Below are 26,070 nucleotides of genomic sequence, written 5' to 3' on the forward strand. Positions count from 1 at the left end.
GGTCGCCATGACCGTCGTGACAAAGACCGATACGAAAGGGGCGAGGCCCGTGATGGACGCACCTGACCTTGCACCCAGGGCAATCGTGAAGCCCGATCTTCTCACCGTGGAAGACGCCAAGGCTCTGAGCGTCGAGCGGATGACCGATCTGTTCAAGGCGCATCTGAACCCCGGCCAGCTTCACTTCATGAAGCTTCTGGGCTTCCACAAGATCAAGATCGAGAGTGCGGAGGGGATGTATTACATCGACCAGAACGGTCGAAAAATCCTCGATTTCTTCGGCGGCTTCGGCTCGCTGGCCTTCGGCCACAACCATCCGCGCATTCTCGAAGCCCGCAAAAAGTTCCAGGACGAGAAGCGCCACGAGATCGCCATCGCCTTCATGTCGCAATATTCGACGGCGCTGGCTGCCAATCTCGCAGCCTGTTCGCCGGGCGACCTCGACATGGTGTTCCTCGGCTCCTCGGGTTCCGAGGCCATGGAATCGGCCGTGAAGCTTGCCGAGCGCGCCGCCGGTCCCAAGCGTCCGAAGGTCGTCTATGCGGAGAACTCCTTCCACGGCAAGACCAAGGGCGTTCTCACCATCACCGATGGCAATCTCTACCGAGCAGAGTTCCGCCTGACGGACAACACGGTGCGCGTTCCCTTTGGCGATATCGACGCCATCGAACACGCCTTCCGCACCGATCCCGAGATTGGAGCAATCGTGCTTGAAACCGTTCAGGGCGGCGGCGGCATCAACGAGGCCCCGCGCGAATTCTGGCAGAAGCTGCGCCAGCTCTGCGATCAGTACGGCGTCATCTGGGTGGCGGACGAGGTTCAGTGCGGCTACGGGCGCACCGGCCGTTTCTATGCCTTCGAGCATTACGACGTGGTGCCGGACATCACCGCGCTCGCCAAGTCGCTGGGTGCGGGCAAGGCCGCCATGGCCGCGATGATCGCCAAGCGCGACATCTACATGAAGGCCTATGGCTCTCCGAAGAACGCGATGATCCACGCCATGGCCACCTTTGGCGGCATCGGCGAGGCCTGCGCCACGGCCATCGAGGGCACCAATGTGCTTTATGACGAAGCGCTGATGGAGAACGCCGAAAGCACCGGCGCCTATCTGGTCGAGCGCCTCAACGCGCTGAAGGACAAATATCCGCGCATCATCAAGGACATTCGCGGCCGTGGCTGCATGGTCGGGCTCGAGTTCCACGATTTCTCGCAGACCCTGCCGGCGGTTCTGCGCCCGGTGGTCGGCGTTTTGGACGAGAAGCTCAAGGGCTCGCTGTCGGGCTTTGTGGGCGCGCTTCTTCTGCGCGATTACGATGTTCTGGTCGCCTTCACCGAATACAACCGCAATGTCATCCGTCTCCTGCCGCCGCTCATCATGCAGAAGGAGCACGTGGACAAGCTGGTGGATTCGCTCGACGCGCTGCTCGGGCGCGGTGTCGTTTCCATCGTGAAGGATTTCGTCAAAAGCCAGGTGAAGTAAGGTCCGGCTTCTGACAGGATGATTCAGGGCTGCCTCTCAAGGCTCTGAAAGATTCAGGAAAAAGCGCCTCTCGCGCGACAACTGGCCGGGCTTGTCCCGGCCTTCTTTTTGTTTGCAATGCCGCTGGCCCCTCATCCGCCTGCCGGCACCTTCTCCCCGCCTGCGGGGAGAAGGACGATGTCCGCAACGCTGATGAAAGCCTCCTTCTCCCCGTGCACGGGGAGAAGGTGCCGGCAGGCGGATGAGGGGCGTGCGCCAGCGCTCAAACCCGGCAGTGAGACGTTGCAGAAGCGCGGCGGTTGGGAGGGCAGCGCCAGGCGCCCCGTCCTTCGACAAGTTCAGGATGAGGACTACTGGGCTTGCGGTGTGGTTCATTCCGAACCGTTGTATTTACGGGCGTCATCAACTCAACAGCCCTCATCCTGAGCTTGTCGAAGGACGGGGGCGCTTGGCGCTGAACAACAGCAACGCTTCCTTCTCCCCGCGAGCGGGGAGAAGGTGCCGGCAGGCGGATGAGGGGCGTGCACCCAGCCTCGAAGAAAACTGCCGAGCCTATTCGATCCGGTCCGCCATAAGCGGGCTCAGATAGGCGTCGAAACACTCATTGAGCGTGATCTGCTCATGGTCCTCGATGGCGGGCGCGTAGAGCGCCAGAAGGTCTGCATTCGCGGTCGTCAGCGGGCAGGTGGGGTGCAGAATGAGATCGGCCTCACGCACCGCCTCCAGCGCCTCGGCGTCCGGCGGGGGCACGGTTCGGGTCGGGTCCGCGCCGATGGAGACGTGCCGTGGCGCTTCCCTGTCCATCAGCCAGGGGAAGGGGTTCACGAAATTGAGGTTCATCACCGTGTCGAAGGTGACGCCCTGTTCCGCCTCCAGTTCGCGGATCGCGGTGATGGCCTCGTCGATGGCCATCAGATGCGCGATCTGGAAATCGAATTCCGAGTAGAACACATAGGAGGGCAGTTCCTGAATGCGGATGAAGTCCGCATAGGTCTCGCGATGCTTCGCGTAAAAGCCCATCATCTTCTCCGCCCGTGCGAGGATTTCCGGACGCATGTTGAGGCGGCCAAGCGTCTTCAGGTTTTCGCTTGGCATCGTCACGTTCTTGATCGCGCCGACATATGTGCGTGCGGCCCGCTCGGCGGTGTTCACCAGCGGCGGAAGTGCTGCAGCGGCGGCAAGCAGGCCGGCGGCGATGAAGGCGCTGCGCGGTGCATCGCTCTGCCAGAGCCGCATCAGGACCGGCAGAAGCACCGGCCAAATGAAGATCAGCGCCTGGCTGCCGGTGTTCTGCGTCTCGAAGAAGATGCCAGCAAAAAGCACCACCATGATCCAGAAAGCGTCATGATCGAGGAAGCGCGCGATGGCCCGAAGACGTGGCTTGCTGCGCAGGGTTTCTGTGAGTGTCGCGCGGTCCCGGTAGAGCATGAACAGCGCCAGAAGCCCCGCCGGCACCACGATGCCGAATGTGTGCGATGCCGCTTGCAGGAAGCGGGGCAGGAGGCTGCCCTCGTTCATCACCACGAGCGCCAGAATATCGTTGATATAGGCGAGGGTGATCCCGTTCCACAGTTGCAGAACGCCCAGAATGGCGAAGAAGATCAGCGCCGAGGCGATGGCCGTGCGCAGCTGCACGCGCCCTGCCGCAAAGGCGAAGGCGCACAGAATGCCGCCTGAGGCAAAGCCGGTGATCTTGGTCAGGAACAGCGCCGTCATGCCTGCCACGATGGAGATGAGCAGCAGGCGCTGGTCGCGCAGATAAACGAGCGCCACCGTCAGTACATAGAGAAGCTGACAGATCTGCCGGTTGTAGACGGCGAACCCGTCCGAACCCGGAAACGGATAGAACTCGCGTGTGTTGAAGGGCAGAACGGCAAAGGCGAGGAAGGGCAGGAGCAGCGCCAGAGAAACACCGCGTGACGTCCTGTCGACCTGCCACAGCGCCAGCGCCATCAGCGGCGCGGTCACAACGAAGAGCGACCAGTGCACCAGAAGCAGCGGCTGGGCGTTCGAGAAGAGTTTCACGCCGCCGGCGAACAGATAATAGCCAAGCGGTCCCACGGGCGCGAAGAAATCGGTTGCCGGAACCTGCCCGGAAAAGATCCGGTTTGCCGCATCGAAATAGATGAAGAGATCCCAGTACATCGGCCCGATGGGCACGTTGAGCGGCAGCATCAAAACGACTGCCATGGCGATGGCCGTCATGCCGAGGATGGCGATCGGGCTTGTAAGGCGCATGCGCCGCCCTGCCGCCGTGCCGCGTTCCACTGCCGTTGCCATGTCGTGCCCCCGGGGTGCCTTCTGCCTGTCGTCGCATTCGTTTCTACAGAAGAGGTGGTCAGAAGAAGTTAATCAGGCAGTCTGATTGGCGCTTTTGCTTAATGGCGCGCGCCGTTTCGGCAATGTCGCATTCAGGCAAAGAGGCAAAGACTTTGGCGGACTAGGATCGTTTCGGATCATGGGTGTCATCCAGCCTGCCTGCGCGGTTGGCCGGAGTGCGATCGAGGGAGTGAGAGACCATGAAGACGAAGGCGCGGGCGGTTGTCATCGGCGGTGGCGTGGTGGGCGTGTCCACGCTCTATCATCTTGCCAAAAAGGGCTGGTCGGATGTCGTTCTGGTCGAGCGCAAGGAGCTCACTTCCGGTTCCACCTGGCATGCCGCCGGTCTGCTGCCGCTGTTCAACATGAGCTATTCGGTTGGCCAGATCCACAAATACTCGGTGAAATTCTATCAGGAGCTTCAGGAGGAAACCGGCATGAATGTCGGTTTCACCCAATGCTCCAACATTCGTCTGGCGCGCACGAAGGATCGCTGGGACGAGTACATGTATTATGCCGGCATTGCCGAGACCATCGGCATTCCGGTCAACATTCTGACGCCCGAACAGGTGAAGGAGATCTGGCCGCTTTGCGAGACCGACGGGCTCCTTGGCGCGATCCAGCATCCTGACGATGGCTATATCCAGCCTGCCGATCTGACGCAGGCGCTCGCCAAGGGCGCGCGGGATCTCGGCGCAACCATCTATCGCAACACCGCCGTCACGGCGATTGCGCAGGGCGATGACGGGACATGGACCGTGACCACCGACAAGGGCGAGATTGCCTGCGAACACGTTATCTCCTGCACCGGCAATTTTGCCCGCAGGACCGGGGCCATGGTCGGGCTAGACGTGCCGGTGATCCCGGTCGAGCACCAATACATCGTCACCGAACCGCATCCGGCCATTGTCGCGCGCAAAAAGGAAGGCCTGCCGGAAATGGGCGTCCTGCGCGAGAGCGATTCCTCCTGGTACATGCGCGAGGAGAATGGCGGCCTCCTGCTTGGGCCTTACGAAGTCGGTGCGCCCTGCTGCTATGTGGACGGCCCGACCGACGACAGCGAATACGAGCTGTTTCAGGAAGATCTCGAACGCCTCATGCCCTATGTGGAAACGGCGATCGAGCGTGTTCCGGCCTTCGGCGAGGTGGGCATCAAGAAGATCTACAATGGCGCCATCGCCTATACGCCCGACGGCTCCCCCATCATCGGCCCCGCGCCGGGGCTCAAGAATTTCTGGCTGAATGAGGGCCATTCCTTCGGCGTCACGGCGGCTGGCGGTGCAGGCTGGCAGCTTGCCGAATGGATCGTCGAGGGCGAACCCTCCATCGACATGATGGGCGTCGACCCGCGCCGTTTCGGCCCCTATGCCACCGAGGGCTATCTGCGCGAGAAAAACGAGGAGGCCTATGCCAATGTCTTCACCGTTCACTATCCCGACGAGGAGCGTTCGGCGGCGCGTCCGCTCAAGACCACGCCGAGCTATGACCGGATGAAGGCGCTGGGAGCCGTGTTCGGTTCCGTCTATGGCTGGGAGCGGCCCAACTGGTTCGCGCCCGAGGGCTATGAAGTGCCCGAAAACGACCTTGGCGTCGGTGCGGATGTGCTTCTCAAACACAATCATGCGCCGGCGCTTGAAGATGGCCGCGTGGTGGAGAAATGGTCCTTCCGCCGCTCCAACTATTTCGAGCATGTCGGCAGTGAAGTGAAAAACGTTCACGAGAATGTCGGCCTGCTCGATATGTCGGCCTTCGCCAAGATCGAGGTTTCGGGATCGGGCGCAAGGGCCTGGCTCGACAGTATTTTTGCCAACCGTATTCCAAAGAAGCGTGGCCGTGTGGCGCTCTGCCATCTCTTGACGAAGAATGGCGGCGTGCGGTCCGAGTTCACCGTTTATGAGTGGAAGCCCGGCCGTTTCTATCTGGTCTCCGCCGGTGCTTACGAGGCGCATGACCACGACGTGCTGTTCAGGCTTCTGCCTGACGATGGCTCGGTCGTCCTGCAACCCATCACGCAGCAATATGGCGTCTTCGTTCTTGCCGGCCCGAGAAGCCGCGATGTTCTGGCAAAGCTCACCCGCACCGGGCTTTCCAATGCGGACTTCCCGTGGCTTTCGGGAAAGCCGGTCTCCATTGGCCGGGCGAGCGCCCATGCGCTGCGCGTGAATTTCGTCGGCGAGCTCGGCTGGGAACTGCACCATCCCATCGAGCAGCAGAACCTTATCTTCGATCTCATCATGGAGGCCGGTGCGGAGTTCGGCATTCGCCCCTTCGGCATCCGCGCCATGACCTCCATGGCCATCGAGAAGAGTTATCGCCTGATCCCGCGCGAACTCTCCATCGAATACACGGCGTGGGAAAGCGGGCTCGACCGTTTCGTCCACCCGGACAAGGGCGAATTCATTGGCCGTGAGGCTCTGCTCAAGCAGCGCGATGCGGGGCTTGGCTGGAACTATGTCACGCTGGAAATCGGCGGCGTGCGCGATGCCGATGCGCGCGGCAATGAGGCGATCTACAGGGCCGGTGAACTGGTGGGCCGCGCCACCCATGGCGGCTATGGCTGGCGTGTGGGAAAAAGCCTGGCGCTCGCCATGGTGCGCCCCGAGCATGCGGCCGAGGGCACGGAACTGGAGATCAAAATCCTCGGTGATCTGCATCCCGCCCGGGTGATCAGCGAAAGTCCGTTCGACCCGGAGAATGCAGCCTTGCGAACCGATGGTTGAATAAATCTGGAAGAAAGCGCGTCATCAGCGCGCTTTCTTCTACGCGCCGGTTTCGGGCCGTCAGACCGAAAAGTGGAATCCGGTTTTCGGTTACACGGATGCTCCTTCAATGATGTAGATCATTCCTTGTGCGTCCAAATGGACGCACGGCGATCCAGCCGAGTTGTTAGGCGACTACGCCCAATTGCCTGATTTTTGATGCCCTGTGCATGGTTTAAACTGGGGCATGTCCATTTCGTCAAAGCCCCGGCGCTTCACGAATGGCGGTTTTCTGGCCGCTCTCCTGGCGCTCTCTTGTGCTCTTCTTGCGGGCAACCGGCCCGCAGATGCGCAGGAGGCCGTCGATGTCCAGCTCGTCCTCGCCGTGGATGTCTCCCTTTCCATGTCGGCGGGCGAGCTGGAGATCCAGCGGCGCGGCTATGCCGAGGCCATGACCCATGAAGACGTCATCAAGGCCATTTTGAGCGGTCTGCACGGCAAGATCGCCGTCACCTATTTCGAATGGGCGGGCAACTACTCGCAGCGGGTTGTCGTGCCCTGGACCCGCATCGCTTCCGTCGAAGACGCGGCCGGCTTCGCTGCCCGTCTCTCGTCCAATCCGCCCGGCAGCGCGCGGCGCACCTCGATTTCAGGTGCGCTCGATTTCGCCGGCGATCTTCTGGCCGAAAGCGGTTTTCGCAGCCTGCGGCGCGTGGTCGACATTTCCGGCGACGGCCCCAACAATCAGGGCGGCCCGGTCGTTCCGGCCCGCGACCGGCTGGTGGCGCTCGGCATAACCATCAATGGCCTGCCGCTCATGACAAATGGCGGGCTCACCACCCGTTTCGATGTCGAGGATCTGGACACCTATTACCGCGAATGCGTGATTGGCGGGCCGGGTGCTTTTGTGGTGCCGGTCAATGAATGGGCGCAGTTTCCAGAGGCGATCAGGCGAAAGCTGGTTCTGGAGCTGGCCGGTGCGCCCGGCGAGCGCCCACCGGTGATCCGCGCCCGCTATCACGACATCTATGATTGCCTGATCGGCGAAAAGATGTGGCAGGACCGCTCCTGGATGTGGACCGATCCGTGAGTCGATTCAGAGTCTTGCGGCGACCTCTTCCAGCTGTTCTGCACATTGGCCCCAGCCTTCGTGAAACCCCATCTTCTCATGCGCTGCGACGTCTTCGGCAGACCAGTGGAGGGCGCGGGCAATGTAGCGGGTCTTTCCTTCGCCCGCATCTTCAAGCGTCAGGATCATGGTCATGAAGGGTTTGGCCGCAGGCATCCACGCATCGGTGTAGGCGTCGGTGGTTACGATCTTCTCGCTCTCCACCACCTCAAGAAAGACGCCGGGATTGGGATATTCGTTTCCCTCCGGATCGCGCATCACGATCAGCGATTTGCCGCCGGGGCGCACATCGAGCTCGGCCCTGGCAATGGTCCATGGTTTCGGCACGAACCATTGTTTCAGGATTTCCGGATCGGTCCAGGCGCGGAAAATCTTTTCGCGCGGCGCTGCGATGATGCGCGCCAGCACCAGTTCATGTTCGGTTTCGGGCTTTACGTCGATTGTCTCGGTCATCGCTGTGTCTCCTGCTTCTGATGTTCGAGAAACGAATGAGAGCGGCCCGATCCGACACGCCCGGCGGATTTTTTCGCTCAGGCGACCAGAAGCTGCTTTCGGTCGGCGCGCTCCTGCTGCGGCGAGCGCGCGTAGAGTTCGCGGTAGCATTTGGAGAAATGCGATGCCGAGACGAAGCCGCAGGCGACCGCCACCTCCACCACCGGCAGGGAAGACTGGATGAGGAGATGCCGCGCGCGGTCGAGCCGGATTTCGAGATAATAGCGCGCCGGGGAGCGTCCCATCTCCTGCCGGAAAAGCCGCTCGATCTGGCGGCGGGAAAGCCCGACAGTCTCCGCCACCTGCACCAGCGAAAGCGGCTCGGAGAGATTGGCCTCCATCAGTTCGATAATGGTCAGAACCTTCGAGTTCTGAACGCCGAGCCGGGCTCTCAGCGGCAGGCGCTGGCGGTCGGAGGGGCTGCGCACCCGGTCGGTAAGTAACTGCTCGCAGACGCGGTTGATCAGGTTTTCGTCAAAATCCTCGCCGATCAGCTTGAGCATCATGTCCATGGCGGCGGTGCCGCCGGCGCAGGTGTAGATGTTCGCTTCGGTCTCGAACAGATCCGCATAGACATTGGCGCGCGGGAACTTTTCTGCAAAGCCCGGCAGGTTTTCCCAATGGATCGCGCAGCGCCTGTCGGTCAGAAGGCCGGCGCTGGCGAGCACATGGGCGGCCGTGCAAAGCCCGCCTAGGGTCACACCGCGATTGTATTCCTCGCGCAGCCAGGCAAACACGGTCTTGTCGCTGTAATCCTCGACATTGAGGCCGCTGCACACGATCACCATCGAGGGGCGTTCATGGCCGGTCATCATCCGCCGTTCATCGGCCAATGATGAGCTGACGGCCACTTCAACACCGTTCGATGCGCGCACCGGCAGGCCATCTGCACTCGCCAGCCGCCATTGATAGGCCTCATAGCCGGCCATGCGGTTGGCGGCGCGCAACGGCTCAAGCGCCGCGGCAAACGCCATCATGGTGAAGTCGGGGATCAGAAAGAAAACGATGGACCGCTTGCAGCTATGCTCTTCCGCCATATTGCCTCCCGATCGCGCATGATGCTCTCTCCTCATCATGCTGCTGTCGTCAAAGCGTCATCAGGAAAAGGGTTTTCTGTCAATGCGGCAGGCGCGGGCAGTCCCAGCTTTATGTACGCCCAACCCAACTGTTTCGTGGCGAATTCTTAAACGGTAGAACGAAAAAGCCACCGTTCCGCGTGTCGGACGGTGGCTCTGAGACGGATGGGGTAACCGGGCCGGAGAACTCAGTTCACCAGAAATCCGAAACGCGCGCCGGCCAGCGCGCCGGTTTCGCCGGGCATGGTCCTGCCAAGCCGCTGGCGTGCGAAAACCGTGTTCGGATTGGAAACCCGCCTGCGGCGGAAAATGCGTGCGAAAAGCTTCATCCTGCGCTCCATGGAAACAGCAATATCGAAAGGACAGTCGGCTCTCACCGGGCGCCTTCCATGCGTGATGGAATGGGGTCGCTCGTTGGATGGCGGAAAACTAACCGCTGCGCGGGCGCTGTTGCATGGGAAATGCGAAGCGCTCCGCCGGGAAAACGACATTTCCGGCGAAATCGTGGTGTTTTCAGCGCCACCGGAGACAAAAAAGACCCCGGTGGTTTGGCCGGGGTCTTTCAATGCAGGGATGGTCTGGCTGCGGGTGCAACTAAGCGCGTGGCGGATTTGGCCATCTCAGTCCGCGTGTCTGGTCGACGACGCGTTCTTCTTCTCCGTTGGACGGAGGCCGTATTTTGCATGATGCGTCATTGCGTCGAATTCAATCGCGAAATCACGCACCGCTTTGAGGGCTTTTCCCAGCGATATCATTGAACGCACTCCTGTTTGATGCCCCGTTGTTCAGAGCCGCGAGATGCCGCGGTTGTCCTGACCATCCGATTGAAGGCCCGTATACTGGCTGGGCCAGCCGATATCCTTGCGGATCTCTGCCGGCAATGTGCCGATCAGACGCTCGGTGCGGCGGCGGTTGAGGGCTGTGCGGTAGTGACGGACAAAATGATTGACGCGTGTGAAAACAGACATCGTCTTCTCCTTTGGTTGGCTTTCGCCTCTCGTCGTTGCCTGACGCTGTTGACTATGCCGCAAGGTTGATGTTCAATCAAACACAATCGAATGATGCTTTCGTTCAAAGTTATTGAATGGAGAACGCCATGAACGCTCCCGTCAATCATCCCGTTCCCTTATTGGAGCTGGACGTTCTGCGAACCTTCGTCGCGATTGCGGAAACGGGCAGTTTCACTGCGGCGTCCAACGCCGTCTTCCGCACGCCATCGGCGGTTTCGATGCAGATCAAGAAGCTTGAGGAGATGCTCGGGCGCTCGGTCTTCGTGCGTGACGCGCGTTCGGTATCGCTCACCTCCGACGGCGAGTTATTATTAAGCTACGCCAGAAGGCTCCTGGCGTTAAACCGTGAAGCCGTCTCGAAATTCGTCATGCCCGACATCAGCGGCATCGTACGATTAGGATCGCCGGACGATTACGGCGAACGCATCCTGCCAAACGTTCTGAAACGTTTTGCAGAAACCCATCCTGCCATTGCCGTCGACGTGGTCATCGACCAGAGCTTCAATCTGCGCAAGCGCATGGCCAACCGGCAACTTGATCTCACCCTTCTCACATGCACGGACGACTCCGCTGAAAACGGCGTGCAGATCGTCTACACCGAGCCCATCGTCTGGGCCGGCGCAAAGGGCGGAAGCGCCCATCTGCGCGAACCCTTGCCGCTCTCCATCTGGGAAGAGGGTTGCGCCTGGCGCGCCGGCGCGCTGAAGGCCATGGAAAAAGACGGCCGCGATTATCGCATCGCCTATATGAGCGCCCATACGGCAGGCCAGCGCGCCGCCATCCTTTCCGATCTCGCCATCGCGCCGCTTCCCAAATCCTTCCTGCACGGAGATCTGGTGGAACTGGGCGTCAAGGACGGGCTGCCGAAACTTGGCAATTATCACATCGGCATGGTCGTCGCGCCCGACGCTTCCGCGCCGGTAAAGGCCGCAGCCGACCACATCCGCTCCACCTTCGATGCCTTCGTGGAGGACAATCGGGCCTGAACACGGGGAGGCCATATACGATGCGTTCGGATGATCGGCCGCAGCTTGCCGGCATTGCGCTCTCCAGCCCCGACAAGGCGCTGTTTGGTGAGGCCGGCATCAGCAAGCTGGATCTGGCGCGCCATTATGAACGTGTCGCAGGACGCATGCTCCCGCATGTTGAAAAGCGCCTCGTCAGCCTCGTGCGCTGCCCGGACGGGCAGGGCAGCCCCTGTTTTTTCCAGCGCCATGGCGGCAAGGGCTTTCCCGAAGCGGTCGGGCGCATGGAGATCACCGAGAAGAGCGGCGAGCGCGACGACTATCTCCACATTGACGATCTCGCCGGAATCATCGCCGCCGTGCAGATGAACACGCTGGAGTTCCATATCTGGGGATCGCGCATCGACCGTCTCGACGCGCCGGACCGGCTGGTTTTCGATCTCGACCCGGATGAGGAACTGGATTTCGCTGCCGTTCGCAGCGCCGCCTTCGCCGTGCGCACGCGGCTTTCCGATCTCGGCCTTGAAAGTCAGCCGCTCCTGACCGGCGGCAAGGGCATTCACGTGGTCGCGCCGCTGGAGCGCCGGCGCGAATGGCCCGATGTGAAGGCCTTTGCACGTGGCGTCGCGCGCAAACTGTCAAAGGACGAGCCGGATCGCTTTCTGGCGGAAGCCTCCAAAGAGAAACGGACAGGGCGGGTCTTTGTCGACTGGCTGCGCAATGAGCGCGCCGCAACCGCCATCGCACCCTATTCGACAAGGGCCAGACCCGGCGCGCCGGTGGCGACGCCCGTTTCATGGGCGGAACTGAAAAGCATCGAAGCCGCAAACGCCTTTACGCTTGCCGACATGGCAGAACGCCTCTCCGGGCCTGATCCCTGGGCTGAAAGCGCCCGCTGGCGTCAGTCCATCACTGCGGACATGCTCAGCGCGGTTGACGCCGGCTGATACTCAGTCGCGCCGCCGCCGCGCCGCGCGTTCTTCGCGTGAGCGTCTGCGCGGGCGCGCTTCGCCATCGCCGTTTTGCGCATCCGCCAGCTGTCGTGGCGGCAGAGTCACCCGTTCGGCCAGCCTGGGAAAGGCGTCGATCTTGTTGGGCAGCGCCATGGCGTGCACGAAATGCTCCTGGAACTTCGGCTCCAGCGCCGTCTCGATCTTTTCGATGCGCTGCACCGTCTCCTCGATTTCGCGCCGGTGGTCGCGGTTCAAAAGCGCCATGCGCGCGCCGGTGCCCGCAGCATTGCCCACCGCTGAAACCCGGTCGGGATCGCAATCGGGAATGAGCCCCAGCACCATGGCGTAAAGCGGATCGATGAAGGAGCCGAATGCGCCGGCGAAACGGATCGTGTCCACCGTCGCCACCGCCTGCTTTTCCATCAAAAGCCTGATGCCTGCATAGAGTGCGGCCTTGGCGAGCTGGATCGCCCGCACATCGTTCTGGGTCACGGTCAGGCGCGGGCCGCTCTCCTTCAGAACGTAGGAGAAGGTGCGTCCCTCGGCGATGATGCGCGGGTTCGTCTCTGCCAGTGCTCCGTTCACCACGCCATCTTCCGAGATGATGCCGCTCAGATACATCTCCGCAATCACCTCGATGATGCCCGAACCGCAAATGCCGGTCACGCCGGTTTCGCCCAGCGCTTCGGCAAAGCCGGGCTCGTCCGACCAGAGATCGCAGCCGATCACGCGATAGCGCGGAGCGAGTGTTTCGCGGTCGATGCGCACCCGCTCGATGGCGCCGGGGGCGGCGCGCTGGCCGGCGGAAATCTCGGCGCCCTCGAAGGCAGGGCCTGTCGGCGAGGAGGCAGCCACCACGCGCGCCCGGTTGCCAAGCACGATCTCCGCATTGGTGCCCACATCGACAATCAGCATCATCTCGTCCTGCCGGTGCGGACCTTCTGCCAGCGTCACGGCAGAAGCGTCCGCGCCCACATGGCCGGCGATGCAGGGCAGGAGATAGGTTCGCGCACCGGGGTTGAGCTTCAGCCTGAGATCGTCGGCCTTGAGCTTCACCGCGCCCGACACGGCCAGCGCGAAGGGCGCGCCGCCCAGCTCCGTCGGGTCGATCCCCAGAAACAGGTGGTGCATGATGGGGTTGGCGACGAACACCGCATCGAGAATGTCATGCCGTTCGATGCCGCCATCGTCCGCCACTTTCTGCACCAGTTTCGAGATTTCCTGCCGCACGGCGCGCGTCATGGCCTCGCGCCCGTCCGGGTTCATCATCACATAGGAAACCCGGCTCATCAGGTCTTCGCCAAACCGGATCTGCGGGTTCGACGCTCCGGCAGACGCCACCACGCGGCCCGACAGAAGCGAGACGAGATGCATGGCGATGGTCGTGGAGCCGATGTCGCAGGCAAGCCCATAGGCTTCGTTCTTCAGTCCCGGCCACAGAGCCACCAGCCTTGGAATGTCGTCTTCGGCATCCTGATGCACGGCTGCGGTGACCGCCCACTGGCCGGCGCGCAGTATGCCCTGAACCTGCGCCAGCAGGTGTGCATCCACTTCCATGCGCCCAAAGCCCCAGTCCTTCTGGAGCGCTGCCTTCAGCCGGTCGAGGTCTCCGAGCGGTCGGTGCATGTCGGGTTCTTCCACCTCGACATAACAAAGGTGCATCGCCGGGCGACGCTCGATGATGCGGGTGTCGGCGTCCTTGCGCACCACCTGCGCATTGATGACGGCATCCTGCGGCACGTCGATGACGAGATCGCCCTCGACTGTTGCCGAACAGGAGAGGCGGCGTCCCGCCGGCATGGCGCGTTTCTCCGCATAGCGCGCCTCGCGCGGGCCAACCTTCGAGATGTGCTCCTCGGAGGACGTGATCCTGTGCTTTGCGAATTGGCCTTCCTGAACCTCGATCTGGCATCGCCCGCAGGTCGCCCGCCCGCCGCACACGCTCTCCACATAGACGCCAAGCTGTCGCGCCGCGTCCAGAATTGTCGTGCCTTTGGGAAAGCGCCCGCGCTTGCCCGACGGCATGAAGAGCACGAGCGGGTCGTCGCTCATGGCCATCCCCGCATGCCGGGAGCCTGTATCATGTCCGATGCCCTTATGCATGTCGGTATGTCCAAGGTTATCTTACTCCCGCGCGCGGCGCGCATCGCGTCCGCCGCGCCGCCGCCCGCTGCCCGAGGCAGGTGCTGCAGCGGGGGGCGCTGCTCCAGCCGCGGCTGGCTGATGGTCGCGATAGGTCATGATCCAGCGGGAGCAGTTGGGGTCCGTGCCGTTCAGCACATTGGCCGCGCGCACCATCTCCATTTCCTGCGGGCGGCAGGGGTTCATGATGGCGCTCGTCATGCCGGCCCCGATCACCATCGGAATGAAACCGGCATTGATGCCGTGCCTGTGCGGCAGTCCGAACGAGATGTTGGAAAGCCCGCAGGTGGTGTTCACCTTCAATTCCTCGCGCAGCCGCCTGAGCAGCCGGAACACCTGCTGGCCGGCCGTGCCCATGGCGCCGATCGGCATCACCAGCGGATCGACCACGATGTCATGCGCGGGAATGCCGAAATCGGCGGCGCGCTGGACGATCTTCTTCGCCACTTCGAAGCGCACATCGGGATCTTCCGAAATGCCGGTTTCGTCATTGGAAATGGCGACCACCGGCACATCGTACTTCTTGATCAGCGGCAGGATGGCTTCCAGCTTCTCTTCTTCGCCGGTCACCGAATTCACCAGCGGACGCCCCCTGGCAGCCTTCAACCCGGCCTCGATGGCGGCGGAAACGGAAGAGTCGATGGAGAGCGGCACGTCCACCAGCTCCTGCACGATCTCCAGGGTTTGCACCAGAAGGCCGGGTTCGGTGGCGTTGGGATCGACCGCCGTCACACCGGCATTCACGTCCAGCATGGTTGCACCGGCCGCAACTTGCGCCAGCGCATCATTCTTCACCGTCTCGAAATTGCCTGCGACCATCTCTGCGGCGAGCTTCTTGCGCCCGGTCGGGTTGATGCGCTCGCCGATCACGCAAAAGGGCTGGTCGAAGCCGATCACGACTTCCTTTGTGGCAGAGGCGACGATGGTTCGGGTCATTCACTGTCCTCCTGGGAGACATGAAACGCGCTTCATGTCGCTGATCGATGATCTCAATTCGTATCGACACTCGTTTCGCTGGCGTCTTTCACCATCTCCACGGGTCGTTCGCTTGGGTTGTCATGCAGAATATGGTCGAGCCTTTCGGCGACCAGCGCATCGTCCAGACCGGGTTCGCGCTTCCATGGCCTGCGGCCCTTCAGAACGCCTGAATCATGCACGATCTCGGCCACGAACTCCTCCTGCCGGTAGGCCATGACATGAACGCCGGAAACGCCTTCGATCTCCTTCACCTCATTGATGATGTCGATGCACAGGCGCTTGCCTTCCTCTTTTTGGTTTTCGGCCCCTTCAAGCCGCGCGATCACGGCGTCGGGAATGTGCACGCCCGGCACATTGGTGCGGATCCAGCGTGCCGTCTTTGCCGATGCGAGCGGGCCGACACCCACAAGGATGAAGCATTTTTCATCAAGCCCCATGTCGCGCACGCGCTTCATGTATTCCCTCAGCATCGGCACATCGTAGCAATACTGGCTCTGCACAAACTGCGCGCCGGCGGCGATCTTCTTGGCGAGCCGCTGGGGGCGAAAGTCACAGGGCGGGGCGAACGGATTGATCGCCGCGCCGAGAAACACCGCCGGCGGCGTGGTGAGCCTGCGGCCCGACAGGAATTTCTCCTCGTCGCGCATGGTCCGAACGGTCTCCAGAAGCGACATGCAGTCGAGGTCGAACACGGGTTTTGCGCCCGGCTGATCGCCGGCCTGCACGCCATCGCCCGTAAGGCACATGATGTTGCTCACGCCCATGGCCGCGGCCCCCAGCACGTCGCCCTGAATGGCGATGCGGTTCCGGTCGCGGCAGGCGATCTGCATGATGGTGGCGTAGCCCATGCGCGTCAGCAGCGCGCAGATGCCCATGGACGACATGTGGCAGTTCGCGCCCGATGCATCCACTGCGTTGATGCCGTCCACCCAGCCGTCGAAGATCGCCGCCCGCTCATAGACATCCTGCGCATTGGCGCTGTCGGGCGGGTTCAGCTCTGCTGTCACCGCAAATTCGCCGCGCCGCAGAACGCGTTCCAGCCGCCCGCGCGAGGCGTGGCCGGGCAGGGGCTCCAGCGGCAGGTCGACGCCTTCGGGGTTCTCATCGATCTGCGGCGGGCGCGGGCTCATGCGGCACTGCTCCCGGCTGCATTTTCGCGTTCCTGTGCGGCCCGCGCCGTCACCCGCAGCCAGGCCGAGCTCTCCCGCAGTGACTGATCCACAGGCTTCTGTACGTCGAGGATCGCATCGCCATTCCGCATTGCCTGCGCGCCTTCCCAGGCCTTCACCCACACGCAGGGCATGTCCGGCTCCACCTCGCAGTGCCCATTGGCCCGCACGCCCCCGCAGGGGCCGTTGCGCAACTGTTTCGGGCAGTTCATCGGGCACGACATGCCGGTGGAGGAAAGGATGCACTGGCCGCACATGCGGCAGTCGAACATCAGGCCCTTCACCTGCCGTTCAACAAATTTCACCGGCTTTTCAGCCCGTGCATAGCCGACGGCGTTCCAGAACGGATGCAGCGCCAGAAACAGGCTGGAGAAGCGCGCATAGACCCATTCGAGAAACCGCGCATGCCGAACCGACCAGCGCCGCATCGTGTAGCGTCGTTGCACGCGCCGCAGCGGCGACACGTCAGCCGGCCGGTAGGCAAGCCGCTCGCGGGTTTTCTTCACCAGCGTCGCCTGGGTTACCGTGGTCGTTTTTGTGCTGTCATTTCCCGTCATGACCGCCTGCCTTGACGAGCGCCACGAGGCGCGCCCTGTCATAATCACGCTCGATGGTTTCGAGTGCTCTGTCGGCTTCCGCCTCCAGATCGTCGCTGACGGAAACCGGATCGCCGCGCCGCCACTCGGCCAGATAGGCGTCGCTGTCGCGCGCGCCCACCCGCATGGCGCACATGTCTATCGCCTCGGTAAAACGCAGCGGCAGTTCGCGCCTGGCGTTCTGCCGTCCTTTCCGGACGATCACCTGCGCGGGGATATCACGCCAGTATACCACGATCAGATTGGCCATAAGCGCTTGTTCCTTCCTCCGTTTTCAGCATTGCCGAATGCATTGCGCGCCCGCTTGCTGGCGGGCGACGCGCGCGCATTCAAATGCGACGTGGAAGAAGGTGGAACGGCAATAGTCCGGATCGTCCCTTGTGCGTCCTGTGGGACGCACAAGGGCGATCTAGTGCATCACGGCGCCGGCCATCATGCTGGCGCCGACCACGACGCCGGCAATCACCAGAAGCGAAAGCACGCCGCATGTGATGGCGATGCTGAGAAGGATGCCGTCACGCTCCGAAAGCGCGAGGCCCACCAGCACGCAGGAAAAGGCCGGGAACCAGTTGCCGAGCGGGATCGGCAGCGTCACCGCAATCGAGAGAACCAGCGCAATGAGGCCTATGACCCGGTCTGCATGGTCCCGTGCAAACGGCCAGTAACGCGGCTTGATCAGCCGTTCGACGAGGATCAGCCGGGGAATGAAGCGCTCGCTCATATGGCGAAACTTGTCGGCCCCGATGGATTTGTTGAGCAGGAAGTTGGGCAGCCAGACGGTACGGTTGCCCATCACCATCTGGATCGCAATCAGCACCAGCGGCGGTCCCAGGATCACCGTGCTGCCGGGCGGAAAGGGCAGGAGATTGAGGCAGGCGAAGAACACGAAAAGCGTCGCAAAGCTGCGATCGCCGAGCGCCTGGCGGATTTCGCCGATGGAAACCTTGTCTTCTGCACGTTTTGCCAGGTCGCGGAAAATGCGCGACAGCCGGCGCGGCGGCAGCTCAGCGGGCGGTGCGCCCAACACCGTGTCCAAGTCCGTTCCCTCAGCTTTCATCGTACTCGTCTTGCCCGCCCTGCGAATCCCAAAGGGGACGTCAAACAGTCTTGTTCGAATGCCGTTAAGCCTTCATGACAATGGCTGCAAGCTTCCGCCCCCATCCGATATGTTATTGCGCCCGTCGAATTTCCATGATGTCGAGGATGGATTCTCGCTCCGGCGCTGGAAATTCAATGCGCCATTGCGCTTCGCCGTCGCGGAAAACATAGCCCACCTGATCGGTGTCGCGCCCTGCGCCATAGGCGGGCGGTTGGTCGCCACTCACCGAAAAGACGCCGAGATAGATCATGCGCGAATCGCCATCGTCGAAAAAATGTCCGTCCGTCAGCTGTGATCCGGTCAGCTTCTCAAAGAACCAGCCCGATCCGTCATCGCTGACCTCGCACCCGAACCAGCCATAGACGATGAGTGGCGCAAGCCCCCCGGTCTTGATGGTGCGGCATTGCCACGCGCCGGAGAGGTCGAGCCCCTGAAAGGAGCGCTTCTGCCGCCCGTCGATCTCGTCGAGTAGCGCGATGTCTTCTGCCGCGCCGCCGGCTCTGGCCTGTTTGAAAGCCTCGCCGCGCATCCGCTCGTAGGCATCAAGCCGCGCCGCATCACGATAGGTGATCTTCTGTACGACCGAGTCTTTCTCAAAACCGGCCCGCTCCATGTCGAGTTTCTCCTGAACCAGCGACTGGGCATTGGCCGCGCCGGCCATGAGGCCGAGCGCCAGTGAAATGGTGATGAGACGGTGCATGAGTTTCTCCGGAACGCAGGTCAGCAAAGCACCGCCAATGTAACCATTTCATGGCGGTTTCCGAAGCGTCAGTGGTTTTTCAGCGCTCCTGCCAGGGCTGCCGGCAGGTCGCCATACCCGGTTTGCCGCTTTTCATAGGCGAGGCCAAGCAGGCGCGCCGCCTTCTGCGCCACGGCCTCAAGCGCAGGATCTTCCGTTTGCGCCAGGTAGACAAGCTTTTGATAATTGCCGAAAAAGTCCTGAATGAGCTCCGGGTGCCGGTCGAGCCCCATCGGCTTCATGAAGAACGCGTCGAACTGGCGGCAGAGAAAATCCGTCATGTAGAAGGAGAGCATGTCCGCCTCGGCAACCGCTTCAAAGCGGGAAAGCCCCTGGTAGAAGGCGAAGCAGTGCGGGCCTTCTATGCGTTCCACCCCATGCTTTTCGCAAACCCGGTCGAGCCCGCCGCCCGTGCCGCAATCGGCATAGCCCGCGAAAATGTGGCGATAGCCCTGCGCACGCGCCTCCCGGATGGCTTTGTCCATGGCAGGCGCGATGCGCTCGGGACGGTAGTGAAATTCCGCCGGCAGGCAGGTGAGTTCCAGATGGTCGAAGCCGTAGCGGTCGCGCACCGCAAGGATTTCGCGCGCAATCATTCCGCAGGCGATGACAAGAACGCGCTCCGGGACGGGAACTTTCGCGGGGCTGAGAACTTTTTCCGGTTTTGCGCGTTCATTCATCGTGGCGGCCCAGTCTGTTCGGGCGGTCTATCCGTGAGGGAGATAAACCATGAAACTTTCCACTCTTTCCCGTCTGGCGATCCTCGTTCTGGTCGCAGGCTCTGCAGCCGGCTGCGCCAACACGATCCGCGGCGTCGGTCAGGATACGGCGAATGCGGTCGATGCGACCCAGAATGCCGGTCGCAATGTCGTGCGCGCCGCCAACTGACATTTCGGGCACCGCCCGGCCCTGAAGAAGGTCAGGCGCCGGCCGTCAGATTGTGCTTGCGCCTGATCAGTTCCTTGGCGGTTTCCACCGTCACCGCCGCATCGCGGCAATAGGCGTCCGCGCCCACGGCCTGGCCAAATTCCTCGTTGAGCGGCGCTCCGCCCACCAGAACGATGTAATTGTCGCGGATGCCCTTTTCCTTCATCGTGTCGATCACGACCTTCATATAGGGCATGGTCGTCGTCAGCAGCGCCGACATGCCGACAATGTCGGGCTGGTGCTCTTCGATTGCCGCCAGATAGTTCTCGACCGGGTTGTTGATGCCGATGTCGATCACGTCGAAGCCCGCGCCCTCCATCATCATGCTGACGAGGTTCTTGCCGATGTCGTGAATGTCGCCCTTCACGGTGCCGATCACCATCTTGCCCTGTTTGGGTGCGCCGGTTTCGGCCAGAAGGGGCCTCAGGATCGCCATGCCAGCTTTCATGGCATTGGCTGACAAAAGCACTTCGGGAACGAACAGAATGCCGTCGCGGAAATCCTCGCCGACGATCCGCATGCCTTCGACCAGCGCCTCGGTCAGAACCTCATAGGGCTTCCAGCCCCGGTCCAGAAGAATGCGCGTGCCTTCTTCGATCTCCTCCCTGAGCCCGTCATAGAGGTCGTCATGCATCTGCTGCACGAGTTCGTCGTCCGCAAGCTCGGACAGGATGATCTCGTCGTCGGACATTCTCTGGCTCCCGCTGCTCACATTGCGCGGGCAGGGCTTCCCGTTCCGCGCTCCGGATTGCTCGCAAACATGCGTCTCAAAGGAGAATAGGGCGCGATCTGCCGGTTCCCATGGCTGATTTGCGACCTGCAGCGCAGGGAAAGCGACGGGGGAGGGGCGGCTGGTATCTTTCCCCCGCTTCGGATGGCGCGCGTTCGCGGGTTCGGAAGGCGATAAAACTGTTAACCATGATCAGGAATAAATGCAACTTTAGATTACATTCTTCTTTTCTAAAATGCTTCCCATGGTAGTGTTTCTTCAAGGGGCGGCCCACGCGTATCAAGTAGGAGTCGCATATGCGTATGTCCCTTGTGGCGGGTGCCGTTCTCACGGTGCTTGCTTCACCATCCATCGCCTTTGCCGCCAGTGGCATTATCCCGTTCCGTGGAGAGGTTAATTCCACCTGTGTCATTACGGTGGATTCTCCGGGAACCCTGGGTATCAGCGGTGATTTTACCGTCTTGAGTTCCGATTTGAGCGGCGGCATAGCCGGTCGCGCATCCGTTCTGGCGACGGGCGCGGGATACTCCTTGTCGACCACGGCGCCGACCGCATTTTCCTCGGCGCCGCCGACCGGCAATGCTCATGTAACTTTTGCATCCAAGTATACGACGACGGGCGCGACCAGCGTGACGGATATTCCTGGTCCAACTTTGACCCCACTTTCAACGGGCCTCACGATGGCTAGCGTCGACCTCACGGCGACGAAGTCCACGGGGATCTTTGCCGTCGGCACCTACATCGCCGACGTCACGATCACCTGCGAGTAGGAGGCAGCCATGATGGCGAAGTTTGTCGCGGCGATCGTCGTTCTGGCGACGGTCACGCCTGCCGCAGCACAATCCATGACACCGATGCGCGGGGAGATCAGAAGCTTCTCCGACAGCTTCGCCGTGCGGGTTCGCCCGCACAATCCGTACCGCCATCGCATTGAGGTGGCGGTGCGGGTCTATGACGAGGATTTCCGACCGATTGCGGCGAAGGTCGTACCCTCGAAAATGATGCTGGGGAGCGATGTGTCGCGTCCTGTTCTGGTCTCCGTCGATTTCGGCGAGAGCAGAACCAGACGCGTGCGGATTTGCACGGAGAGCATTCCCTTTCCCGATCAGAAAACGAGGATTAGAGCCCAGATATGTGGACGCTTCATCGCTTACCGCGCCAATTGAGCGTGGCCCTGTGTTTCCTGCTGGCTGGTGCGGCCGCCAGCCATGCAGAGGATCAGTACATCATCAATCAGAACCAGACAGGCGTGACCCTGCCGGGCGTCACGATGCCAAACGGGTTTGACGAAGTGCGTGCCGCAGATGGCACCACCTGTCGCGCTTCCATGTCCGGTTCCGGTGCGTATCTCGATTCCGGCGTCATTGGCGGCGCGAATGACAACGTATCGGCCTATGGCCGTCTCGTTGTGCCCTTGGGAGAAAGGCCGACGCGCCTTAACTGCGACCGGCTTTATCAGCTGGAGATTGAGCGGCTGGAGCTTGAGGTTCAGCTCATGCGGCAGGGGCTGGACCCGCGCATGAGTTCCCGGTCATCGGGCAGTTGGGCGAGCGACGCCTCCTGGACCAACAAGGGCAGGCGCTGAAAAGCGCCTGCCTACTTTAAAGCAGATATGCAATGTTCCTTTATTTCATTTGACGATCTCTTTTGTTTGAGTAATTCTATATTTATTTTTCAAATGAGGTTTAAAGTGAAGTATTTATTTTCATTATTGTTATTATTATCCTATTCAACATCTGCCTCTGCATTGGAGGCCAATATTCCGTTCAAAGCAGTGATCGATGATACATGCAGCGTGGAGTTTCAGACCCCAGGCAAACTGGCGCGCGATGGCTTCTATGCGCTCGATTCTGCAGCGTCTGGCGGTCGCGCCGGTGTTGCCGCCATTTACACCACCTCGTCTGGTTTCAAGGTCAATCTGCGCAACCCGAAGAACTTCACCACCGCGCCCGCTGGTGATGCGTCTGCGACATTCACTTCCAGCTATAAAACCAGCGGTGGAACAACGACTTCCAGTGTTTCAGGGGCGACGAAGACCCCGCTGGAAATGGGCGTGACAAATGTCGTTGTAAACCTGCGCGCAGTCTCTCAGAAGTCGATCTTTCACAAGGGAAAATACGAAACCTTTGTCACGGTCGTTTGCGAGTAGGCACGGCCATGCTCCGGTTTGTCATGATGTTCGGTGCCGCTCTCGCCGCATCGACGCCACCTGCATTTTCGCAGTCAATGTCTCCCATGCGCGGTGTGGTCCGTAGCTATACGGACAGCTTTGCCGTCCGCGTTTATCCGCAAAACCCTTACAGCCACCGGATCGACGTCGCCGTGCGCGTTTACGATGCCGAATTCCGGCCCGTGAAAGCACGCGTGACGCCTCAGACTTTTACGCTCGGAGCAAAACAGTCGCGTCCGGTTGTTGTTGTGGTCAATTTCGAAGGCGAGCGCGAACGTCGCGTGCGGATATGCACGGAAAGCATCCCGTTTCCCGAAGCTCATCTTGGTATGAAGGCACAGATATGCGGAAAGTTCATTGCACACCGGCTGTGATCGGTTTGGCCGTCTGCATGGCCTCTCTAGCGGGTGGAGCCAGAGCAAGCGAGCAGGTCTATGCCGTCAGGCAGAACCACAGTGGTTTCGCCCTGCCGGGGGTCGTCTCACCCAATGGATATGACGAAGTTCGCGCGGCCGACGGCACGACGTGTCACTCATCGATATCCAGTGGCGGAAGCTATTTCGATACGGGCGTCATCAGCGATTCCCTGAACTCGCCCGACAAATCGCTGTCGGCTTATGGCCGGTTGGTCATTCCCCTGGGCGAACGGCCGAAGCGTCTCAATTGCGACCGGCTCTATCAACTCGAACTGCGGCGATTGCAGCTTGAGGTCAAGCTTCTGGAACAGGGGCTTGATCCGCGGATGATCGGTCACCAGCCCGCAGACCGGGCAGACTGGTCGGAAAGCGGGGGCTGGACCGATGCCGGGCAAAGATGATGCGCCCTGACGTCCACAAGCCATGCCCTGCGACCGGCAGACCAGTTGCGACACCGCGTGCCGCTTGCGGAATGGAAGTCCATGCTGCAAACGCTAGGCTTGTGTTAGCACGATTGCTTGAGGACCCCTGACAGGGAGCTTGTGGGATGACGGTGATGGCTGGAGACGACGAAGCACAGGATCGGCCACGTCGTGGACGGGCAGGGCGTGGCGAGCGCGGTGGTGCGGCGGCCCGCAGGGCGGCGAGAGCCGGTGCAGGGCCCGGGCCGCAGCTGACCTATATTCGCCGCACGCTCAGGCCCTTCGAGGTTCTGGACGAAGAAGCGCTGGCCTTGATCGAGGCCAATGCCGATACGGTTCTCGAAGAGATTGGCATCGAGTTTCGCGACGATCCCGAGGCGCTCTCCATGTGGAAGGAGGCAGGTGCGGATGTGCGTGGCGACCGGGTGCATTTCCCCAAAGGGCTCTGCCGCGCGCTCCTGAAAACCGCGCCTTCCACCTTCACCCAGCATGCACGCAATCCCGAGCGCTCGGTCGAGATTGGCGGCAACACCACCGTATTCGCGCCGGTCTATGGCCCGCCTTTCGTGCGCGATCTCGATGGCGCGCGCCGTTATGCGACGATTGAGGATTTCCGCAATTTCGTGAAGCTCGCCTATATGGCGCCGTCCATTCATCATTCGGGCGGCACTGTCTGCGAACCGGTCGATGTGCCGGTCAACAAGCGGCATCTCGACATGGTGTTTGCGCATATGCGCTACTCCGACAAGCCCTTCATGGGCTCGGTAACAGCGCCGGATCGCGCCGAGGACACGGTGTCCATGGCCCGCATCCTGTTCGGCGAGAAGTTCGTCGATGAGAATGCGGTGGTGATCAACCTGATCAACGCCAATTCGCCCATGGTGTTTGACGAGACCATGCTGGGCGCGGCCAAGGTTTATGCGCGGGCCAATCAGGCCTGCATCGTCACGCCCTTCATTCTGGCCGGCGCCATGAGCCCGGTAACCGTGATCGGCACGCTGACGCAGGTTCTGGCCGAGGTCATGGCCGGCGCAGCCTTCACGCAGCTGGTGCGCCCCGGCGCGCCGGTTCTGTTCGGCACCTTCGCCTCGTCCATTTCCATGCAGTCGGGCGCGCCGACCTTTGGCACGCCGGAACCCTCACTTGTTTCCTATGGCGCAGCACAGCTCGCCCGCCGGCTGGGATTGCCGTTCCGTACGGGTGGTTCGCTGACGGGGTCCAAGATCCCCGACGCGCAGGCTGCCTATGAGAGCGCGAATACGCTGAACTCGACCGTTATGTCGGGCACCAATTTCGTGCTCCACGCCGCTGGCTGGCTGGAGGGCGGGCTGGTGTCGTCCTATGAGAAATTCATGATGGACATCGACCAGCTGGGCATGCAGCAACGCTTTTGCGAACCGCTGGATGTTTCGGAAAACGGGCAGGCCATGGACGCCATTCGCGAAGTGGGGCCGGGCAGCCATTATCTTGGATGCGCCCACACCCAGGCCAATTTCCAGACCGCTTTCTACCGCTCTTCCATCGCCGACAACAATTCCTATGAACAGTGGGCGGCGGAAGGCGAGAAAGCAGCGCATCAGCGGGCGAACCAGCTCGCCCGCAGCTGGCTGGAAGCCTATGAAGCGCCCCCGCTCGATGCGGGCATCGAGGAGGGGCTTCTGGACTTCATCGCCCGGCGCAAGGAATCGATGCCCGACGCCTTCACCTGAGCGCACCGGGCATCGGAAATCAGCCGGCCGGGAAGGCCTTGAGCGTGCGCCCGTCGACAGTCTGGAGGACGAGTGCGCCCTCAGGCGTCATGGTGAAGAAGGTGACGTCTGCGAGAATCTCCAGGAATTTCTGTTCCTGATTCATCAGCGCTTCCGCGCAGGCCATGCGGGTCGACGCGGCCTGGCTGATGGTCAGCCTGCCATTGTCTTCTTCCCATCCGGCCGTGTAGCGATTGCACGAGGCGTTGCCGGCGACCCGGCCATCTTCGCCGAAGGTCACCGTGACATTTGAACTGTCGATGATGCCGCCGCCATCAATGTCTTCGACCACCCATTCGGTGCCCGTGATCTTGTCCATGCCGATAACGCCGAACGGGGCCGGGGCCTCGTAGGGCTTCATGATCAGCGTGCCCAGATCGATCTCGGTCTGGGCAATGTCGATGGTGACGGGCTCGGAGATCCAGCCGGGCTGGAGGCCATCAAGAATGCCGCCGCGCAGCTGATAGGTTCCGTCCTTGTCGAGCGTTTCCCGGTCGACCGAAAGCGCGAAGGGGATCGGCACCTGCCGGCCTTCCGTTGCAATGCGCGTCTCCGCTGCGACCGACTGCGAAGCGTCTGCATCAGCCTCGCGCAGCTCGACGATAGCGAGGGCGTCTTCCGGCAGCGCGATCCGCGCGAAATAGGTCAGCTCACCGGTGATTTTCAGCATGCTCTCCTCCTGTGCGAAGGACGGTGCGCTCCAGATCGTGGTGGACAGAAGAGCAAGGCCAAGAAGAACCGAACGGCGTTGAAAGGACATGGAAACCTCGAATTTGAACGTGTTGTCGACGGGGTACTCTAGCCGACATTC

General features: G+C 61.5%; 28 protein-coding genes. 13 read left to right on the forward strand and 15 right to left on the reverse strand.

All coding sequences use genetic code 11. From position 1 onward, the window contains the following. Positions 1-52 precede the first annotated feature (52 nt). Positions 53-1,480, forward strand: a complete 1,428-nt coding sequence (locus JYP46_RS17415; protein ID WP_224873469.1) for an aspartate aminotransferase family protein — start codon at positions 53-55, stop codon at positions 1,478-1,480. A 552-nt stretch (positions 1,481-2,032) separates the two neighbouring features. On the opposite strand, the gene JYP46_RS17420 is transcribed toward JYP46_RS17415, so the two are convergent. Then, entirely contained in the window at positions 2,033-3,760 is a 1,728-nt protein-coding gene (locus JYP46_RS17420) for a hypothetical protein (RefSeq protein WP_206548825.1), read from the reverse strand. A 239-nt stretch (positions 3,761-3,999) separates the two neighbouring features. On the opposite strand from JYP46_RS17420, the gene JYP46_RS17425 reads away from it, so the two are divergent. Then, a complete protein-coding gene (locus tag JYP46_RS17425) occupies positions 4,000-6,519 on the forward strand; it encodes a GcvT family protein (protein WP_206548826.1) in 2,520 nt (839 codons plus the stop codon). Between the two features lie 226 nt (positions 6,520-6,745). Beyond that, positions 6,746-7,588, forward strand: a complete 843-nt coding sequence (locus tag JYP46_RS17430) for a DUF1194 domain-containing protein (protein WP_206548827.1) — start codon at positions 6,746-6,748, stop codon at positions 7,586-7,588. Between the two features lie 6 nt (positions 7,589-7,594). Here the strand turns inward: JYP46_RS17430 and JYP46_RS17435 are convergent, their stop codons facing one another. From JYP46_RS17435 to JYP46_RS17450, 4 genes are all read right to left on the reverse strand, one after another. Next, positions 7,595-8,080, reverse strand: coding sequence for an SRPBCC family protein (locus JYP46_RS17435; RefSeq protein WP_206548828.1), 486 nt, complete (start codon positions 8,078-8,080; stop codon positions 7,595-7,597). Between the two features lie 77 nt (positions 8,081-8,157). Beyond that, the gene (locus tag JYP46_RS17440; protein WP_206548829.1) at positions 8,158-9,156 is read right to left on the reverse strand and encodes a GlxA family transcriptional regulator; all 999 of its coding nucleotides are present in this window, start codon (positions 9,154-9,156) and stop codon (positions 8,158-8,160) included. 227 nt (positions 9,157-9,383) lie between these two features. Further along, positions 9,384-9,524: a hypothetical protein gene (locus tag JYP46_RS17445; protein ID WP_206543832.1), complete on the reverse strand. Its 141-nt coding sequence runs from the start codon at positions 9,522-9,524 to the stop codon at positions 9,384-9,386. Positions 9,525-9,980: 456 nt separating this feature from the next. Then, positions 9,981-10,163, reverse strand: coding sequence for a hypothetical protein (locus JYP46_RS17450; protein WP_206543831.1), 183 nt, complete (start codon positions 10,161-10,163; stop codon positions 9,981-9,983). 128 nt (positions 10,164-10,291) lie between these two features. Between JYP46_RS17450 and JYP46_RS17455 the strand changes: the two genes are divergently transcribed. Then, on the forward strand, positions 10,292-11,191 hold the full coding sequence (locus tag JYP46_RS17455; protein ID WP_206543830.1) for a LysR substrate-binding domain-containing protein: 900 nt from the start codon (positions 10,292-10,294) through the stop codon (positions 11,189-11,191). A gap of 20 nt (positions 11,192-11,211) precedes the next feature. Beyond that, entirely contained in the window at positions 11,212-12,117 is a 906-nt protein-coding gene (gene ligD / locus JYP46_RS17460; protein WP_206548830.1) for a non-homologous end-joining DNA ligase, read from the forward strand. A 3-nt stretch (positions 12,118-12,120) separates the two neighbouring features. Here the strand turns inward: ligD and JYP46_RS17465 are convergent, their stop codons facing one another. From JYP46_RS17465 to JYP46_RS17500, 8 genes are all read right to left on the reverse strand, one after another. Then, positions 12,121-14,175, reverse strand: a complete 2,055-nt coding sequence (locus JYP46_RS17465; RefSeq protein WP_206548831.1) for an ASKHA domain-containing protein — start codon at positions 14,173-14,175, stop codon at positions 12,121-12,123. 72 nt (positions 14,176-14,247) lie between these two features. Further along, positions 14,248-15,201, reverse strand: a complete 954-nt coding sequence (locus JYP46_RS17470) for a methyltetrahydrofolate cobalamin methyltransferase (protein ID WP_206548832.1) — start codon at positions 15,199-15,201, stop codon at positions 14,248-14,250. A 53-nt stretch (positions 15,202-15,254) separates the two neighbouring features. Further along, the gene (locus JYP46_RS17475) at positions 15,255-16,373 is read right to left on the reverse strand and encodes a methylenetetrahydrofolate reductase (RefSeq protein ID WP_206548833.1); all 1,119 of its coding nucleotides are present in this window, start codon (positions 16,371-16,373) and stop codon (positions 15,255-15,257) included. Then, a complete protein-coding gene (locus tag JYP46_RS17480) occupies positions 16,370-16,969 on the reverse strand; it encodes a methylenetetrahydrofolate reductase C-terminal domain-containing protein (protein ID WP_206548834.1) in 600 nt (199 codons plus the stop codon). Before JYP46_RS17480 ends, JYP46_RS17475 begins: the two co-directional genes overlap by 4 nt. Beyond that, on the reverse strand, positions 16,956-17,258 hold the full coding sequence (locus tag JYP46_RS17485; protein WP_206543824.1) for a virulence factor: 303 nt from the start codon (positions 17,256-17,258) through the stop codon (positions 16,956-16,958). Before JYP46_RS17485 ends, JYP46_RS17480 begins: the two co-directional genes overlap by 14 nt. A gap of 159 nt (positions 17,259-17,417) precedes the next feature. Continuing rightward, positions 17,418-18,035: an exopolysaccharide biosynthesis protein gene (locus JYP46_RS17490; protein ID WP_224873593.1), complete on the reverse strand. Its 618-nt coding sequence runs from the start codon at positions 18,033-18,035 to the stop codon at positions 17,418-17,420. Positions 18,036-18,177: 142 nt separating this feature from the next. Further along, positions 18,178-18,807 carry a DUF4893 domain-containing protein gene (locus JYP46_RS17495; protein ID WP_206548835.1) on the reverse strand — a complete coding sequence of 210 codons (630 nt, stop codon included), beginning with the start codon at positions 18,805-18,807 and terminating at the stop codon, positions 18,178-18,180. Positions 18,808-18,875: 68 nt separating this feature from the next. Next, complete coding sequence (locus tag JYP46_RS17500) at positions 18,876-19,526, reverse strand: DUF1638 domain-containing protein (RefSeq protein ID WP_206548836.1); 651 nt, start codon at positions 19,524-19,526, stop codon at positions 18,876-18,878. A gap of 49 nt (positions 19,527-19,575) precedes the next feature. Here JYP46_RS17500 and JYP46_RS17505 point away from each other — a divergent pair, with 49 nt between their 5' ends. Beyond that, positions 19,576-19,734 (forward strand): entericidin domain-containing protein, encoded by a 159-nt coding sequence (locus JYP46_RS17505; protein WP_113155552.1) that lies wholly within the window; start codon positions 19,576-19,578, stop codon positions 19,732-19,734. A 31-nt stretch (positions 19,735-19,765) separates the two neighbouring features. On the opposite strand, the gene JYP46_RS17510 is transcribed toward JYP46_RS17505, so the two are convergent. Continuing rightward, positions 19,766-20,464, reverse strand: coding sequence for a corrinoid protein (locus tag JYP46_RS17510; protein ID WP_113155551.1), 699 nt, complete (start codon positions 20,462-20,464; stop codon positions 19,766-19,768). Between the two features lie 335 nt (positions 20,465-20,799). Between JYP46_RS17510 and JYP46_RS17515 the strand changes: the two genes are divergently transcribed. The 7 genes from JYP46_RS17515 (at position 20,800) to JYP46_RS17545 (ending at position 25,220) form a co-directional block, all read left to right on the forward strand. Further along, positions 20,800-21,273, forward strand: a complete 474-nt coding sequence (locus tag JYP46_RS17515) for a hypothetical protein (protein WP_222474227.1) — start codon at positions 20,800-20,802, stop codon at positions 21,271-21,273. Between the two features lie 9 nt (positions 21,274-21,282). Continuing rightward, entirely contained in the window at positions 21,283-21,669 is a 387-nt protein-coding gene (locus JYP46_RS17520) for a hypothetical protein (RefSeq protein ID WP_206543821.1), read from the forward strand. After that, a complete protein-coding gene (locus tag JYP46_RS17525; protein ID WP_222474228.1) occupies positions 21,636-22,088 on the forward strand; it encodes a hypothetical protein in 453 nt (150 codons plus the stop codon). The genes JYP46_RS17520 and JYP46_RS17525 overlap by 34 nt, the downstream gene beginning before the upstream one ends. Positions 22,089-22,193: 105 nt before the next feature. Continuing rightward, positions 22,194-22,652 (forward strand): hypothetical protein, encoded by a 459-nt coding sequence (locus tag JYP46_RS17530; protein WP_206548837.1) that lies wholly within the window; start codon positions 22,194-22,196, stop codon positions 22,650-22,652. Between the two features lie 8 nt (positions 22,653-22,660). Beyond that, positions 22,661-23,047, forward strand: coding sequence for a hypothetical protein (locus JYP46_RS17535; protein WP_206543820.1), 387 nt, complete (start codon positions 22,661-22,663; stop codon positions 23,045-23,047). Positions 23,048-23,064: 17 nt separating this feature from the next. Next, positions 23,065-23,490, forward strand: coding sequence for a hypothetical protein (locus JYP46_RS17540; RefSeq protein WP_113156357.1), 426 nt, complete (start codon positions 23,065-23,067; stop codon positions 23,488-23,490). Between the two features lie 155 nt (positions 23,491-23,645). Then, complete coding sequence (locus JYP46_RS17545) at positions 23,646-25,220, forward strand: trimethylamine methyltransferase family protein (protein WP_206548838.1); 1,575 nt, start codon at positions 23,646-23,648, stop codon at positions 25,218-25,220. Between the two features lie 19 nt (positions 25,221-25,239). Here JYP46_RS17545 and JYP46_RS17550 read toward each other — a convergent pair whose 3' ends face one another. Then, positions 25,240-26,019 (reverse strand): META domain-containing protein, encoded by a 780-nt coding sequence (locus JYP46_RS17550; RefSeq protein WP_206548839.1) that lies wholly within the window; start codon positions 26,017-26,019, stop codon positions 25,240-25,242. Positions 26,020-26,070 lie beyond the last annotated feature (51 nt).

The sequence above is a fragment of the Nitratireductor aquimarinus genome, from assembly GCF_017255295.1.
Taxonomy (GTDB): domain Bacteria; phylum Pseudomonadota; class Alphaproteobacteria; order Rhizobiales; family Rhizobiaceae; genus Nitratireductor; species Nitratireductor aquimarinus.